This is a genomic window from Sediminibacillus halophilus (assembly GCF_900103695.1).
GTDB classification, from domain to species: domain Bacteria; phylum Bacillota; class Bacilli; order Bacillales; family Amphibacillaceae; genus Sediminibacillus; species Sediminibacillus halophilus.
Genome location: NZ_FNHF01000005.1, coordinates 127,133 through 139,828 on the forward strand (window position 1 = coordinate 127,133; position 12,696 = coordinate 139,828).

The following is a 12,696-nucleotide window of genomic DNA, read 5'->3' on the forward strand; positions in this document are numbered from 1 at the left end:
ACTTGAAGGTCAACATTTTTTCACCGGTAATTCGATTAACGTAACATAGTCGTCGGGATTCATGATGACGGACTCATCCAGCAATGCAATTTCTATTGGCGAGCCGTTTACTTGATACCCATCTTCTTTTATTTTGTTTAAAACAAATTCATATCCTTCTTTAATGGATTCATAAGAGCCCCAATATGGATAACAAGCATAATATCCCTCGGTGAGAAGTCCGGTCTTCTCCCCTTCTTTCTCATCGGAAACTAACTCGAACACAGCGTGATACTTGACGGGACCCTCCTTCTTGAGACTCTCCTTATCGACCACCGCTCCCAAGTCCCCTGAAAAGAAACCATCATATTCAAGTGTACTACTGGCTGATAATTCTAGATCCTTCAGATATAATTCCTCATCCACCTCTAATAAGTCAATTGGTTTATCATTGTACAAATACGATATTGTCCTTTTGGGTATATAACGATAGGTAAGTTGGCGCTCCGAATAAAGGTCCAGACCTTCCTCGATCAAGGTTATTTTATTTTCGATTTTGTTTGAAATTCTTTCTAACCGTCTAGCCTCCTGTTGGACTTCCTCATACTTTCTTTTAAGGATTTCCAACGTATTTTCCGGTGTACGCATGTCTAAGTGCTGCTTAATGTCCTTAAGAGAAAAACCGTTTTTTCTCAAAAAGATAATGGTATCGAGTACAACAAACTGATTGATTGTATAATATCGATATTGCGTTTCTGGATCCGTATAGTTGGGTTGAAAGAGCCCGATTTGATCATAATATCGCAGTGTAGACGGCTTTAATTTAAACAATCGGGCCACATCACCGATACTTATTTGTTTCTGCAATTCCTTTCCACCTGCTCTTCTTAAAAAATTTACTTCTCGCTTTTAACTTACTCATTTTCTCTCCTCAATCTAGTTCACAAAAAAGAGTTGGTCAATAGAAAGCTCCATGAAACCAACATCCTAACGTCATACCTTCATTAGTTAACGAAATGATATTGAGTTACTTTCCTGCCTGTGATAGTATATAATTGATATTGAAAATCATTATCAATTAAACAATGATTCATTACATACAGCTTGAGAAGCCGCTACTTACTATCCCACCGTTACCAATCTTTTCAACCAAGGAGGAGAAAAAAATGAACGAAAAGGAATTGTACGATGTTACCATCATAGGAGGCGGTCCTGCCGGATTATATTCCGCTTTTTACAGTGGACTGCGGGCGATGAAAACGAAACTGATCGAATACCAGCCACGTCTCGGCGGCAAAATCCACGTCTATCCAGAAAAAATGATATGGGATGTCGGGGGCCTGACCCCCGTATCTGGTGAGAAACTGATAGAGCAACTGGTTGCTCAAGGGCTTACCTTTGATCCGACCGTGGCCCTAAACGAAAAAGTCGTGAAAATCACCCGGAACGATGAGGACCATTTTGTTTTGCATACGGCAGCCGGATTAAAACATTATTCCAGAACAGTCATCGTTGCTGTCGGCGGTGGAATATTGAAGCCGCAAAAGCTCGAAATAGACGGTGCGGAAAAATACGAAGTAGCTAACTTGCATTATACAGTGAAGTCTTTGAATCAATTTAAGGATAAAACCGTCATTATTTCAGGCGGAGGAAATGCTGCAGTAGACTGGGCAAACGAATTGATTCCGTTTGCCAAGCAAGTTTATTTATCGTATCGAAAGGATTCCCTCAAGGGACATGAAGCGCAAGTCGAACAGTTGAAAAACGGTCCGGCGCAATGTTACTTCCACACTTCCATCACCAAATTGGCAGCAAGTGATTCAAAGGAGAAAATAAAATCAGTGGAGTTGACTAACCACCTGACAGGCGAAGTAACCGAACTTTCCATTGATGAAGTGATCATCAATCATGGCTACGAACGAGATACAGAGCTGTTGAAAAACTGTTCCATGGACATTAAAAAACGCGACAATTATTTTATTGAGGGTACGCCGTCAAGTGAATCATCGGTGGATGGACTATTTGCTGCCGGAGATATTCTCAAGTACGACGGAAAAGTCCACCTTATCGCCGGCGCTTTCCAGGATGCTGCCAATGCCGTCAACCGGGCAAAGCAATACATTGAGCCGGAGGCCCAAGAGTACGGCATGGTATCCTCCCATAATGAAATCTTCAAGCAGCGGAACAAAACGTTGATCAACCAAATGGTGCAATAAACCAGACCAGTTGGAATGAAAACCCGACAGCCCTCTTTGGGCTGCCGGGTTTATTTATGGAATGCTGATTGAAAGCTCCTTCACAAATTCTTCTGCAAATACCTCACAACGTTTCATGTCGTCCTCATCCGGCGTCAAATCCACCTTTAAATGATATAAAACCGAAGCGGCCCCACGCTCTTTAAATCGTTCAGCAAAAGTGTCGATCGCTCCACCATAATGGGGATACATCGAGTCACAGGAACCAAACAGCGCAACAACTTTCCCTGTCAGGTCTATCTCTTCCATGTCGTCATAAAAATCCTCTGTTTCGTACGGGATGTCTCCGTCTCCCCATGTATATGTACCAAACAAAATAGCATCGTAGTCCAGTAAATCTGCAGCGGCAATATCGTCTAAATCTATTTGAAAGGCCAGAACTTCCAAGCCCTGTTTTTTCATTGTCTTTTCGATTATTTCAGCCATTTCTTCCGTATTTCCCGACATGCTGCAGTATAATAAAATAACTTTTGGCATCATACCGCCCTCCTCATCACTCTATATCTATATATTAATTGATAATGATTATCAATGTCAATTAACAGAGAAAGAACAGAATTAATGCCCGGACTCTTCTTCCTTGTCCAGGCACTTTATCATCGTCTGCTTCGTTTCTCCATCATCACTTCATTCACCTGTTCATACATGGTTATCATGCCATCGGCGGAAGCTTCAAATAGATGTGCATCTTCTTCCTCGATTCCCATCCTGCTCGCTTCGGCAGCCACATCAATGTTGGCACCCAAGAATATAAAGTGCCAGTCATGCATTTGTTTTTGCTGTTTAATCAAGCTTTGTACTTTTTCATAATTGAACTCTATACTAGCATTTTCCATTCCATCGGTAGTGATGACAACCAACACTGTATCCGGTCTGTCTTCCAAGCTGGCTTGAGCATGGCGCCGATTGACATCCACTATTGTTTTGCCGACAGCATCCAGCAAGGCCGTCGAACCTCTGACTACATAATTTTGGCTTGTTAACACTGCCTCTTCAGCATCCACACCATTCCACAAAATGTCATATTCATGGTCAAATAAAACGGCAGTTACTGTCGTTTTACCCTCCATCCTAAGCTGCTTTTGAATCATTGCATTGAAACCGCCGATGGTGTCGTTTTCCAAACCGCTCATCGAGCCGCTCCGATCAAGCAAAAAAATGATCTCCGTCACCTTGTCATTCATCTTTGTCTCATCCTTTCGTCTCCTTGGATGCTATAATGATAACAACAAAGACAAACGAAAAGGTCGCCTGTGAGGCGACAATGAGGAGGGCGGGGTCATGCTCGATCAACGCACGTTGGAACGATTACAGGAATATGTGGAAATGCAACTGCTTAACCTGAGCATGCCAATATACGAGTCAGAAACTATCTTTTCCGTTGACAGCGAAACAGATATAACAGATTTAGAAGACTATATAAAGGAAAATCAAACCGTATCGTTTTCCGAATTTCTGTTGGGTCTAATTGATGAGGAAGGATATACAGATTCAGAGGTATATAAACGGGCTGGAATCGACCGGAGGCTGTTTTCCAAAATCAGATCCAATCCGAATTACAAAACAAGCAAACAAACTGCCGCTGCTCTGGCGATCGGTTTACGGTTGGACGAAACAAAAACCGAAGAATTATTTCAAGCCGCCGGTTATTCCCTGTCATTCAGCGATCCTTTCGATCTGGTCATTCGTTTTTGTTTGCAAAAAAGAATTTTTGATATCGATGAAGTGAATCAGGCACTGGAACATATGGGGATGAAGACGTTGTAGTAGTTACAGGATATTTAAAAAAGCTCCCGTCAATAGGAACTCTATGTTGAATGATAAAAAATTAAACGAGATGGTAGAATGCGGTTAACTAACTATCCCCTCGTGTTTTGATCTTCTTTTTATGTTAATTGACCATCTTTAGTGTTGAGTTGATCCGCTTGAAGAGGAAATTGATCTTACTCAAGCATATTAGATTATCTTTGACAGCAATGTAATCTTACCCGTTCAACAAACTTCCGATAATCCCGAAAATTATCATACAGATAACGCCAGCAAACAAAAAATAACCTATTAACCGTATTGGCTTTGGCAGTTTTCGTTTCCCTTTTCCTACACGGTAACCCTCAATCGTTTGCAGATGCTCTATCACATCATTGAAAGGTTCCTGTTGCTGTTCTTCATGACGGGTCAATAGAATCACACTCCTTCTTAACTAATCGTTCATTACTCACATTTGAAAGAATTGACTGCTGTAGAAATTCCTTTTTCTATATATCGCTCGATATAACCTCTGTACTCATCCGATAATTCCTTTGGCAAACCATCCAGAGAAAAATAATGCAATGCTTGTGACTCACTATAATCGATTTTCATTTCGCCCTTAACATCTCTGGTGTAATAAACAGCAGTTACGGAATATAACTCGTCCCCATTTGGCACTTTCAAGTAGTATTCAGAGCCGGAGAATACATCAATTAGTTCCAATTTTTCTACTACCAGCCCTGTTTCTTCGAAAACCTCTCTTTTTGCCACTTCCTCCAGGCTTTCTCCTAAATCCATGAGCCCGCCTGGCAGTCCCCATTGGCCATCATGTCTTTTTTGTAATAACACTTGATTTTGTTGATTTAAAATAAGCACTACAGCCCCCGGCAAAATAAGAGGGCTGTGTCCGATGTATTGTCTGAGGTATTTATAATATTCCATGTTTACCTTCTCCTTGTGACAGTGTGTTAGCGTATCTTGGGAGCGTACTACAATATGGTAACAGACAAAGACTTATCCCTCATGATTGCCACCAACACTTTGACTGCCTACTTGAACTAAATTCCCTGTAAGAAATGAAGCTTTTACATTTGAACCCTCTAACCAGTCTTTCCAATCAATTTCAAGGGTTTGACCGCCAAGCAACGAAGTCAAGACAAGATCGGTATCATAAATGTAAGCAAATGTATGTAGTGTTCCGAATAAGTTGTTATAGTCACGGTAAAACATGGGGGAATCAATTGATTTAAACCAGTCGAATACCTCTCGACCACTTAACTCCTCCATGTTTTTTTCCTTCATATAGGAGATGCGATTGTTACTCTCCGTATAGTCCACCTTATTTTGACTAACCAAATCCTTGTGCTGGTAATGATTGGTGCACCTCAACGTACTTTCATTTTCTCTTACCTTTATGCCATAAGGACTTATTTCTACAACTGCCGTGTGCCCATTCTTATCACCAAGAGAAAAATTATAGTTCCATGAATGAGGTAATTGCTTCAACATTTTTATTGCCTCTTTTGTACTCTGACAACAATCAAGTACCATTCTTACACCCATCGAAGCAGTTAAGCCTTCTTTAGCTCTGTCTTTGCTCACAAAATGAAAGGCGACGAAAAGCCCCTTTTCATTTACCCCTTCATGTCTGCCAATAACATGCAAACTATGCCCCACGCTGGCATAGCACTCCTTTGGCTGGATGAGCATGAATCGTTGATCGTAAATGTCCGGAGAAAAATCATAGTTTCTTACAGCAAATCTGGAATTAACGACAGAAGAACAGCCCATTCCTTGAACCTCTGGTACTCCATAACCGCCGAATAGTGCTACTGCCTTTTCCGTCTTCATTCCTAACGCATCTGCCAAGCCGGATATTTCATCCATTATATGTGGAGCAAATTGACGAAAAAACTGCTTAACCTTATCCAGTTGGAGATGCTTGTTTTCCAGTAGTGAGACCTTTGAAATAAGCGAATCATCTATTTTCTTTCCTTGCAAGTAACCCACCCTGTACGCCGAACCCCTGTATTGCTCAACAGAAGCGTCCATTAAGGCCATGGTACGACCTCCTTTTTAAGTAACTCCTCTATGTATTTCTTTAAATAAGGGAGTTATCCTGCAAAAAAAGATAGAGAAACTGATACTAATGCATCTGCATCCTTCCATTTCAATGATTGTTTACCAAAAAATGCCGGCCTCTCCTCCCATTTCAACGCACTTCGCCTGATCAACAGGCTTTTCGGTTCATATCGGGCCACTTAAAACTCCTCTTTCCTCAAAACAACCTGACCGTTTCTGAATAATAGCATATAGCTTTTGTCCACTCTTGCTGACTCAAAAGGTGGTTTTAGTCAGTCGCTGTTATGGGCAGTATAACCTTACCCTCTCCTGTAAGGATCCCAAGATTTTTTCCGGCATTTCCCTGACCGTTAGATCCTCACCGAGGAAAAGCAGCCAGCTTGTTAATTTGGCAACTTCCTCTGGCTTATCAACGTTGATAAAAGCCTTTAGTACGGCTGTCGTTTGGTAAGGATTCGTATAGGATAAGGAGACATTTAGTGGATGGTATTTTTTAAATTGCGCAATTGCCTTTGGCCCAAGATCCAGTACAAGGTTGAATGCTTCTGTCTGGTCACTTAGTTTTTTTGTAATCGCTTGTTCACTTATTCTCTTTTCAATCGGACAAGGTTGTATATCGATAATATGGTCGACGTGGAAAATCCGCTTCGCCTCTTCCTTAAAATCATATCCTTCAATCAGCCACTGGCTTTTTTCATGATAAAGGTGCAGTAGATAAACCGGGGAAGACTTCGTGACGTTTTCTTCTTGAAAGATGAGAAGTAAATACCGATCTATAAGCAGCATTTGGAAGAGTGTTTCTACTATGGGATGTGGAAGGTCCGAAAGATCAAGCAAGTCAGGGTTGTGTGGATTAGTCCCTTCAAAAAGCAGGATTTGATTCAAAAAAATAAGATCGTCTTGCTGGCTTTCCGAGATGAGACCGAGTAATTTTTCGACGATAGACTGACGGCTTTTCAGATAAGGAAGTTGCTGATTTCGTGTGGCCATAAAGGCAATGAAAAGAGCCTTGACTTCGTCATCGGAAAAACGGACCTCGGGCAGGACAGAATTGTGCATGACAAAATAACCACCATCCCTTCCAACTTCGGAGACAAGCGGCATTCCCATGGCTTCAATTTCTCTGATATCTCTAATGGCAGTCGAGCGGGAAATGGTGAATTCCTGCATGATTTCAGAGATGGTAAAGCGGGCACGGTTATTGATATACCGCATAATGAGATTTATCCGTTCAACTTTTTTCATTGCGCCCTCCAAAAGGTGTCAGTTTTTGATACTATTTAACGTTATTATATACGTAACAAGTGATACAGACAATTCACTTGAAAACTTAAGTAGAGGAAGGTTTTGAATATGGCAGAATATACTTTAGAAGAAAAAGACAGCTTTACGGTAATAGGATTAGGAACGGAGCTGAAGAGCGATTACAGAGACTTTGCCGGCTTGAGCAAAGAAAAGGCGGACTTTTGGCAGGCCGCCAGCCAGGATGGAAGGCTGGACACACTAAAAGGCATTGCTGCAAATGACTACATTTTTGCCGTAAACGAAGCAGTGAACAACAAAATGATGCATTATGCCGGCGTCATGGCAAAGGAATCGGCATCTGTTCCTGAAGATGCCAGAGTCATCGAATTTCCTAAGGGAGAGTACCTGGTTGTCAAAGGGGAAGCAAAGACGGCTGACGAACTGAACAACAAGGTTTCCGGGGTTGCGTTTGGGCAAGTATTGCCGGAAGCAACAGAATTTGCCTATGTTGGGGGACCCAATACCACGGTTGAAATGGGAAAGAGAAACGGCTTCGTTTTCGGAGAAATGTGGATTCCTGTAGTCAGGAAATAAAAAGATAGAAATCGCAGTTAGTTCATACTGCCTAAGAAAATCAGGACAGTCTGATAAAGAACCGTTGAAAATGTTTTTTTGTATCTGTTTCGAACACGCAGAAACGCTCTAAAGACATATATATATGTAACCGTGGTTACTCTCATGCCCCAACCCTTTAATGGAAGCATCTAACCTCGGGAAATGTGACAGATTTCCCGGAGGATTTCTTTGTAATTAATAAAAAGGTTACTAATAGATTTTTTAAGGATTGGTTGATTTTTAACGTAGTAAATCCCCTTTATATATTGTAAGACGATGTAAGTTGGCCAACGAAGTTTCTCTTACAATAACAAGCGAAAAAAGGGGATGTTGTTATGGGTCGCAGAACAGAATATATTAGAAATCTCACGCTGTCCCGTGATAATCTATACAAGATTAAAAGGGCGCAATATGAAATTAGAATGCAAGGCTTCACTTATGTCGATGAGGGAAAACTTGTTAGTGGTCTAAACGCGTTTGCAACCGTATTATCGTTTGCCTTTATGTTACCCACTCCTGTCACCTTGGCAGCTGGAGTAATTTCGGCTATGGGTAACATAGGAAATGACCGTGCTCTAGTTATTGAAGTTTGCCGAAATGGCGAGGATTATTTACAACAACTCGAATATTTCTTCGATGACAATCCACAATATGACCTTATAAGGGTTGATTTACCGTTCCTCGAATTTGTTGATGAAGGGTTTAGAATTGTGCAAGGAAACGGAATGGTTACGGCGGTTCATACAGATGGTGGTTGGATATTACTTTAATAATGTAAAAAGAAGCCAACCGATCTGAAGTATTACCGAGCCCCGCTTGTAGACGGTTTTAACCACTATAATCCGTCTACAAGACGGGGCTTTTCTATTTCTGAAATGGAAAAAAGGTATCTGGTTAAGGAGCACATAAAAGATTTACAATCAGTGTATCGCTCCGATATTTCCACTTTTATTTCTCCTCTTTACCAATAAGATTAATAATATAGTCATAATCAAACGTAGAATCTACAATTTTATAATAACCTTCTCCCTTGAATCCGGCTATTGAAGAACTAATATGAAGGACATCAGGGTCATCTATAAATAAGTCTGAAATAAATATTTCTCTTGATTGATCCAACTTTAGCATTCCTGTTATATAGCCCTCATTTTCTTTCTTAGCAAGCGCGTTTCGTGCATCCTTATCCTTTAATGGTTTTAAATTCAGATTACTAAGATACTCCAAAATTAAATCACAAGTTTTCTGATCGTGGCTTTTTGCATTGATTTCTTCACCGTCAGAGAGATTGTGGGTAAGATGAAAGTCAACTGGGGATTCAGTTGCATACTCCTCTATAGGATTGAAGGGGATCATATAATAAATAAAATGCTGATAAAGATATACGGACAGAAAAATTATACCTAACGCAAAGGCTAGATACTTCAGTCTTTTCATATTAATCACCAGTCCCTTTCATCCGATCGTGAATTTCCATCGAAGTCTGCCACAGGTAACACCATCTTATCCCCAAAATATTTACACTGCCACCATAAATAGCATTAAAAGTAACAATCAATTTGGCAATGATTTTAGCAAGCGGAAAAACAAGCGTATTCAGGTTAGATAATAGAACAGTTGATCATAAAAGAATCACGCTTAAGATATGTCCAAGATTTGTAGTTCTATATTCAATCTCTTCTTCAGCTGACTCCCTCGCTTACGGATAAGTATTTTTTATTCTTTTTTAGTCTTATTTGAGTCAATTGCTGTTCCAACTGTTATTCCGAAAACCAAACCTATACCAGCTCCGATTGCTAGCTCATCAAATATTATGAACCCTAGCACTGCTCCTAAAGGTAATCCTATACCAATTCCAACCGCCAGATAAGTATCCCCTGTATTTTTGCTCACCATTTACTCCCAAAAGCAAACCTGCAATTTATTTTTATCTAAATCATAAAGGTCAAAAAACGTATTGTCACCATCATCTTTTAATTCAGTTACTTCTACACCTTTTTCTTTTAAATTTACATATGTAGTCTTAATATCATTAGTGAAAAAAATAGGATAAGTTGAATTATCTGGGGAATCTACATTGCCTTCTTCGATAGTCAAAGGAATTCCACTATTACCAATCGTGAACACTTGATACCCTTCACCTTTAAATGCTACTTTAAAACCTAACTTTTGATACCATATACTCGATTCTTCCAGATTACTAACTGTTAAGCAAACAGTGTCTATCCTCTCAAACATTTAGGAACAACTCCTTTTAAGTATTTAGTTGTTAAATTCTATTATTGAGAAATTTATCCCTTCCTTTTATCGATATTTATATAAATAAATTGCCACGTTAAACAAGGATTTCTATCTTCGCAAAATTATTTTTAGGAAAAGCTGATGATACCACGTTTTTTTCTACAAAACCATTTAAAAAAAGCCACAGGAATAACCCATGGCTTTATCTACTATCGCGCATTATCCTCAAAGTTTACGGTTTCTTTCAAATCATTGTCTTCTTCCATAGAATCTTTGTTGGTCATCTTTTTCACAAATTCCTTTACCGTCTTCATACTTTTTCCAGACTCCCAATACTCAGCAATATGAGGTGTAACTTTGACCAGGACGACGTTGGGATCCTCGGCAGAGGTGTTTAACACTTTTCCGACGATTGGATTCCAAAAGTCTTTTTTCTTCTCCTCGTCCTGGACAAATTCAGCAGTACCGCTGATCGATACGTAAGAGCCGTTTGCATAAGCCAGGTTAACTTCACCATTTTGGCCGATGTCGCGGTATTTGTCCGTATCCTTTTCCGTCAGAAACCAAATCTCTTCTTCATCAAATTGAACCTCTTGCGTCTGCATCGGTCGGGACATCAGTTTGCCATCCGGCGAAACCGTTGTCAGCATCGCCACCTTTTCATCCTTTATCAGGTCTTTTATCTTCTTAATAGTTTCTTGGTTTTCATGTTCTGCCACTTCGCTTTCCTCCTTCTCCTTTTATGTGAATCAAGGGAGCTGTGTTATCATCCTTCTATTTATTCTTACCCAGATTTAAACACAGCTACTCTTACCTGTTTTACAGGAGTGTAAGGATGCAGGAGGATACCACCGCTGTTCCCGTCAAAATTAGTGAAAAAGTCCGGCTTTAGGAAAGTCAACTGTATTGTATCTCACATTGGTGGGCTTAACACACATGATTCAAAACCCCTCTTTCCATTTTTAAATTTTTCTTATAAGAGAACTCTAATTAGTCTTTATGTACAGCTTCCATATACTTTTATCTTTAACAAATCCATTCCAGTACTGAACTAAATAATTCTTACTTACTCTTGAGTTTAGTATCCATCTTAACTGGAATCAAAGTTCCTATACCCCAGCTATACACACAATGAAAAAAGGACCCTTCACAAACGCTGCGAAAAACCCTCTTCCTAGAATCGACATCTTACATTTCCTGTTCCCATACGGCTTTGACTTCCACACCGGTTTCTTTAGCCGCTGTTTCCAAATCCTCCACTTCCTGATTGGTTAATTCTACATCCGCTGCGGCTATGGGCCCGTCGACATGGCTGGACTTTGTTACACCGATGATCGGCACGGTACCTTTTGCGATTGCCCACGACATAGCAATTTGTGCTGTATCAACCTGATGCTTCTCAACCATGTTCTTCATTTTCTCCAGCATAGGCGTTAACTTATCCAGTACATCGGGACTGAACGCTTTTCCTCTCCGCGTATCTGATTTAAAAGGGTTATGGGGCAGTGTACTTTTCCTGTCAGCGCTCCCTGTTCCAGTTCCATGTAGGTAAAGAACAACACATCATGCTGGTTGCACCCGTCGATATTCCCCGCATCCTCCGAAGCACGGTAAAGAAGGCTATAATGATATTGCACTGCGGACAGCTCCAGTCCTTTCTTTTCCAGAATCGAAGCAGCCAGATTCACTCTTCACAAAGCATCCCTCGAACAGATATATCGCTATTCAACTAAATAATACCCCTTAAGTCGCTTTCACTCTTACCAAGGATTAACCATCCGATAACTTACATTTGTGATAGGAACAAAAGAGTTTGTTTTATATCATTTTAGGATAAATTAATTGAAAGACTCACTATACTTGGAGTGATTCCATATGGTCGATACTGTTTCCAAAGAAAAAAGAAGTGAAATGATGGGCAAAATCAAAGCCACTTCCAAACTCGAAAATAAAGTAAGCAAAGCTTTATGGCATAAAGGGTATAGATTCAGGAAAAACGATCGGTCTCTCTTCGGAACTCCCGATATCTCCATTAAAAAGTATAAAGTTGTTATTTTCATCGATTCATGTTATTGGCATGCATGCCCTATCCACGGTAAAATTCCTAAGAGCAACGTGGAGTTTTGGGAAAATAAATTTTCTAAGAATAAAGCCAGGGATAAAAGAGTAAATGCTTATTACCGCCAAATGAATTGGAATATCTTAAGGATATGGGAACATGAATTAAAAGACGACTTTTGGGGAACAATGAATAATTTACTGCAGTTTGTTCATGAAAGTAAACTAGCAAATGAACGATAACACATTCAATTTTGGAACCCACCTTGTTACTGGCAAACACATGTACATTTACCCATCAATTTACAGTCCCCTCTTACCCGGATAAAAATAATCAATAGAAATAAGCTTGTTTTTTTGTTAAAATGGATTCTTAGATATATCAAAAACTTACTGTTTTTTTCATCTAAGATTTTCATCTTTTTATCAAAATGCGTTATAATGATAAAAAGAAGGCGAAAGGATGTTCGCATGA

At 39.9% G+C, this 12,696-nt stretch carries 17 protein-coding genes and 1 pseudogene; 5 read left to right on the plus strand and 13 right to left on the minus strand.

The window, feature by feature from the left end; genetic code table 11:
• Nucleotides 1–9 precede the first annotated feature (9 nt).
• Nucleotides 10–846, minus strand: coding sequence for a MerR family transcriptional regulator (locus tag BLR82_RS16005; RefSeq protein ID WP_074600484.1), 837 nt, complete (start codon nucleotides 844–846; stop codon nucleotides 10–12).
• Between the two features lie 299 nt (nucleotides 847–1,145).
• Here BLR82_RS16005 and BLR82_RS16010 point away from each other — a divergent pair, with 299 nt between their 5' ends.
• Nucleotides 1,146–2,195: an NAD(P)/FAD-dependent oxidoreductase gene (locus BLR82_RS16010; RefSeq protein ID WP_074600485.1), complete on the plus strand. Its 1,050-nt coding sequence runs from the start codon at nucleotides 1,146–1,148 to the stop codon at nucleotides 2,193–2,195.
• Nucleotides 2,196–2,249: 54 nt separating this feature from the next.
• Here BLR82_RS16010 and BLR82_RS16015 read toward each other — a convergent pair whose 3' ends face one another.
• Nucleotides 2,250–2,711 (minus strand): flavodoxin, encoded by a 462-nt coding sequence (locus BLR82_RS16015; protein WP_074600486.1) that lies wholly within the window; start codon nucleotides 2,709–2,711, stop codon nucleotides 2,250–2,252.
• A 119-nt stretch (nucleotides 2,712–2,830) separates the two neighbouring features.
• On the minus strand, nucleotides 2,831–3,418 hold the full coding sequence (locus tag BLR82_RS16020; RefSeq protein WP_074600487.1) for a vWA domain-containing protein: 588 nt from the start codon (nucleotides 3,416–3,418) through the stop codon (nucleotides 2,831–2,833).
• Nucleotides 3,419–3,515: 97 nt separating this feature from the next.
• On the opposite strand from BLR82_RS16020, the gene BLR82_RS16025 reads away from it, so the two are divergent.
• Nucleotides 3,516–4,001, plus strand: coding sequence for a hypothetical protein (locus BLR82_RS16025; protein ID WP_074600488.1), 486 nt, complete (start codon nucleotides 3,516–3,518; stop codon nucleotides 3,999–4,001).
• Nucleotides 4,002–4,218: 217 nt separating this feature from the next.
• Here the strand turns inward: BLR82_RS16025 and BLR82_RS16030 are convergent, their stop codons facing one another.
• The 5 genes from BLR82_RS16030 to BLR82_RS16045 all read right to left on the minus strand — a co-directional run bounded on the left by BLR82_RS16030 (nucleotide 4,219) and on the right by BLR82_RS16045 (nucleotide 7,310).
• Nucleotides 4,219–4,413 carry a hypothetical protein gene (locus BLR82_RS16030; RefSeq protein WP_074600489.1) on the minus strand — a complete coding sequence of 65 codons (195 nt, stop codon included), beginning with the start codon at nucleotides 4,411–4,413 and terminating at the stop codon, nucleotides 4,219–4,221.
• Between the two features lie 32 nt (nucleotides 4,414–4,445).
• Nucleotides 4,446–4,925, minus strand: a complete 480-nt coding sequence (locus tag BLR82_RS16035) for an NUDIX hydrolase (RefSeq protein ID WP_074600490.1) — start codon at nucleotides 4,923–4,925, stop codon at nucleotides 4,446–4,448.
• A gap of 72 nt (nucleotides 4,926–4,997) precedes the next feature.
• Nucleotides 4,998–6,044, minus strand: a complete 1,047-nt coding sequence (locus BLR82_RS16040) for a C45 family autoproteolytic acyltransferase/hydrolase (protein ID WP_074600491.1) — start codon at nucleotides 6,042–6,044, stop codon at nucleotides 4,998–5,000.
• Between the two features lie 53 nt (nucleotides 6,045–6,097).
• Nucleotides 6,098–6,244: a hypothetical protein gene (locus BLR82_RS21150; RefSeq protein WP_175486835.1), complete on the minus strand. Its 147-nt coding sequence runs from the start codon at nucleotides 6,242–6,244 to the stop codon at nucleotides 6,098–6,100.
• A 103-nt stretch (nucleotides 6,245–6,347) separates the two neighbouring features.
• On the minus strand, nucleotides 6,348–7,310 hold the full coding sequence (locus BLR82_RS16045) for a helix-turn-helix transcriptional regulator (protein ID WP_074600492.1): 963 nt from the start codon (nucleotides 7,308–7,310) through the stop codon (nucleotides 6,348–6,350).
• A gap of 108 nt (nucleotides 7,311–7,418) precedes the next feature.
• Here BLR82_RS16045 and BLR82_RS16050 point away from each other — a divergent pair, with 108 nt between their 5' ends.
• Together BLR82_RS16050 and BLR82_RS16055 are read left to right on the plus strand one after the other, a co-directional pair.
• Nucleotides 7,419–7,904, plus strand: coding sequence for a GyrI-like domain-containing protein (locus BLR82_RS16050; protein WP_074600493.1), 486 nt, complete (start codon nucleotides 7,419–7,421; stop codon nucleotides 7,902–7,904).
• A gap of 356 nt (nucleotides 7,905–8,260) precedes the next feature.
• The gene (locus BLR82_RS16055; protein WP_074600494.1) at nucleotides 8,261–8,695 is read left to right on the plus strand and encodes a hypothetical protein; all 435 of its coding nucleotides are present in this window, start codon (nucleotides 8,261–8,263) and stop codon (nucleotides 8,693–8,695) included.
• 178 nt (nucleotides 8,696–8,873) lie between these two features.
• Here BLR82_RS16055 and BLR82_RS16060 read toward each other — a convergent pair whose 3' ends face one another.
• The 5 genes and pseudogenes from BLR82_RS16060 to BLR82_RS21625 all read right to left on the minus strand — a co-directional run bounded on the left by BLR82_RS16060 (nucleotide 8,874) and on the right by BLR82_RS21625 (nucleotide 11,851).
• A complete protein-coding gene (locus BLR82_RS16060; RefSeq protein WP_074600495.1) occupies nucleotides 8,874–9,359 on the minus strand; it encodes a hypothetical protein in 486 nt (161 codons plus the stop codon).
• A 279-nt stretch (nucleotides 9,360–9,638) separates the two neighbouring features.
• Nucleotides 9,639–9,815, minus strand: a complete 177-nt coding sequence (locus BLR82_RS16065) for a glycine zipper domain-containing protein (protein WP_083334911.1) — start codon at nucleotides 9,813–9,815, stop codon at nucleotides 9,639–9,641.
• A 3-nt stretch (nucleotides 9,816–9,818) separates the two neighbouring features.
• On the minus strand, nucleotides 9,819–10,160 hold the full coding sequence (locus tag BLR82_RS16070) for a VOC family protein (protein WP_074600497.1): 342 nt from the start codon (nucleotides 10,158–10,160) through the stop codon (nucleotides 9,819–9,821).
• 212 nt (nucleotides 10,161–10,372) lie between these two features.
• Nucleotides 10,373–10,882 carry a pyridoxamine 5'-phosphate oxidase family protein gene (locus BLR82_RS16075; RefSeq protein ID WP_074600498.1) on the minus strand — a complete coding sequence of 170 codons (510 nt, stop codon included), beginning with the start codon at nucleotides 10,880–10,882 and terminating at the stop codon, nucleotides 10,373–10,375.
• A 469-nt stretch (nucleotides 10,883–11,351) separates the two neighbouring features.
• A pseudogene (locus BLR82_RS21625) lies at nucleotides 11,352–11,851 on the minus strand (aldo/keto reductase).
• A gap of 187 nt (nucleotides 11,852–12,038) precedes the next feature.
• Here BLR82_RS21625 and BLR82_RS16090 point away from each other — a divergent pair.
• Nucleotides 12,039–12,464, plus strand: coding sequence for a very short patch repair endonuclease (locus BLR82_RS16090; protein WP_074600501.1), 426 nt, complete (start codon nucleotides 12,039–12,041; stop codon nucleotides 12,462–12,464).
• Nucleotides 12,465–12,696: the final 232 nt, after the last annotated feature.

What these genes read in the sequence shown, in the direction of transcription:
- BLR82_RS16010 (WP_074600485.1), top strand. Translation starts at nt 1,146, where the DNA reads ATGAACGAAAAGGAATTGTACGATGTTACCATCATAGGAGGCGGTCCT.
- BLR82_RS16015 (WP_074600486.1), bottom strand. Translation starts at nt 2,711, where the DNA reads ATGCCAAAAGTTATTTTATTATACTGCAGCATGTCGGGAAATACGGAA.
- BLR82_RS16020 (WP_074600487.1), bottom strand. Translation starts at nt 3,418, where the DNA reads ATGAATGACAAGGTGACGGAGATCATTTTTTTGCTTGATCGGAGCGGC.
- BLR82_RS16025 (WP_074600488.1), top strand. Translation starts at nt 3,516, where the DNA reads ATGCTCGATCAACGCACGTTGGAACGATTACAGGAATATGTGGAAATG.
- BLR82_RS16035 (WP_074600490.1), bottom strand. Translation starts at nt 4,925, where the DNA reads ATGGAATATTATAAATACCTCAGACAATACATCGGACACAGCCCTCTT.
- BLR82_RS16040 (WP_074600491.1), bottom strand. Translation starts at nt 6,044, where the DNA reads ATGGCCTTAATGGACGCTTCTGTTGAGCAATACAGGGGTTCGGCGTAC.
- BLR82_RS16045 (WP_074600492.1), bottom strand. Translation starts at nt 7,310, where the DNA reads ATGAAAAAAGTTGAACGGATAAATCTCATTATGCGGTATATCAATAAC.
- BLR82_RS16050 (WP_074600493.1), top strand. Translation starts at nt 7,419, where the DNA reads ATGGCAGAATATACTTTAGAAGAAAAAGACAGCTTTACGGTAATAGGA.
- BLR82_RS16055 (WP_074600494.1), top strand. Translation starts at nt 8,261, where the DNA reads ATGGGTCGCAGAACAGAATATATTAGAAATCTCACGCTGTCCCGTGAT.
- BLR82_RS16060 (WP_074600495.1), bottom strand. Translation starts at nt 9,359, where the DNA reads ATGAAAAGACTGAAGTATCTAGCCTTTGCGTTAGGTATAATTTTTCTG.
- BLR82_RS16070 (WP_074600497.1), bottom strand. Translation starts at nt 10,160, where the DNA reads ATGTTTGAGAGGATAGACACTGTTTGCTTAACAGTTAGTAATCTGGAA.
- BLR82_RS16090 (WP_074600501.1), top strand. Translation starts at nt 12,039, where the DNA reads ATGGTCGATACTGTTTCCAAAGAAAAAAGAAGTGAAATGATGGGCAAA.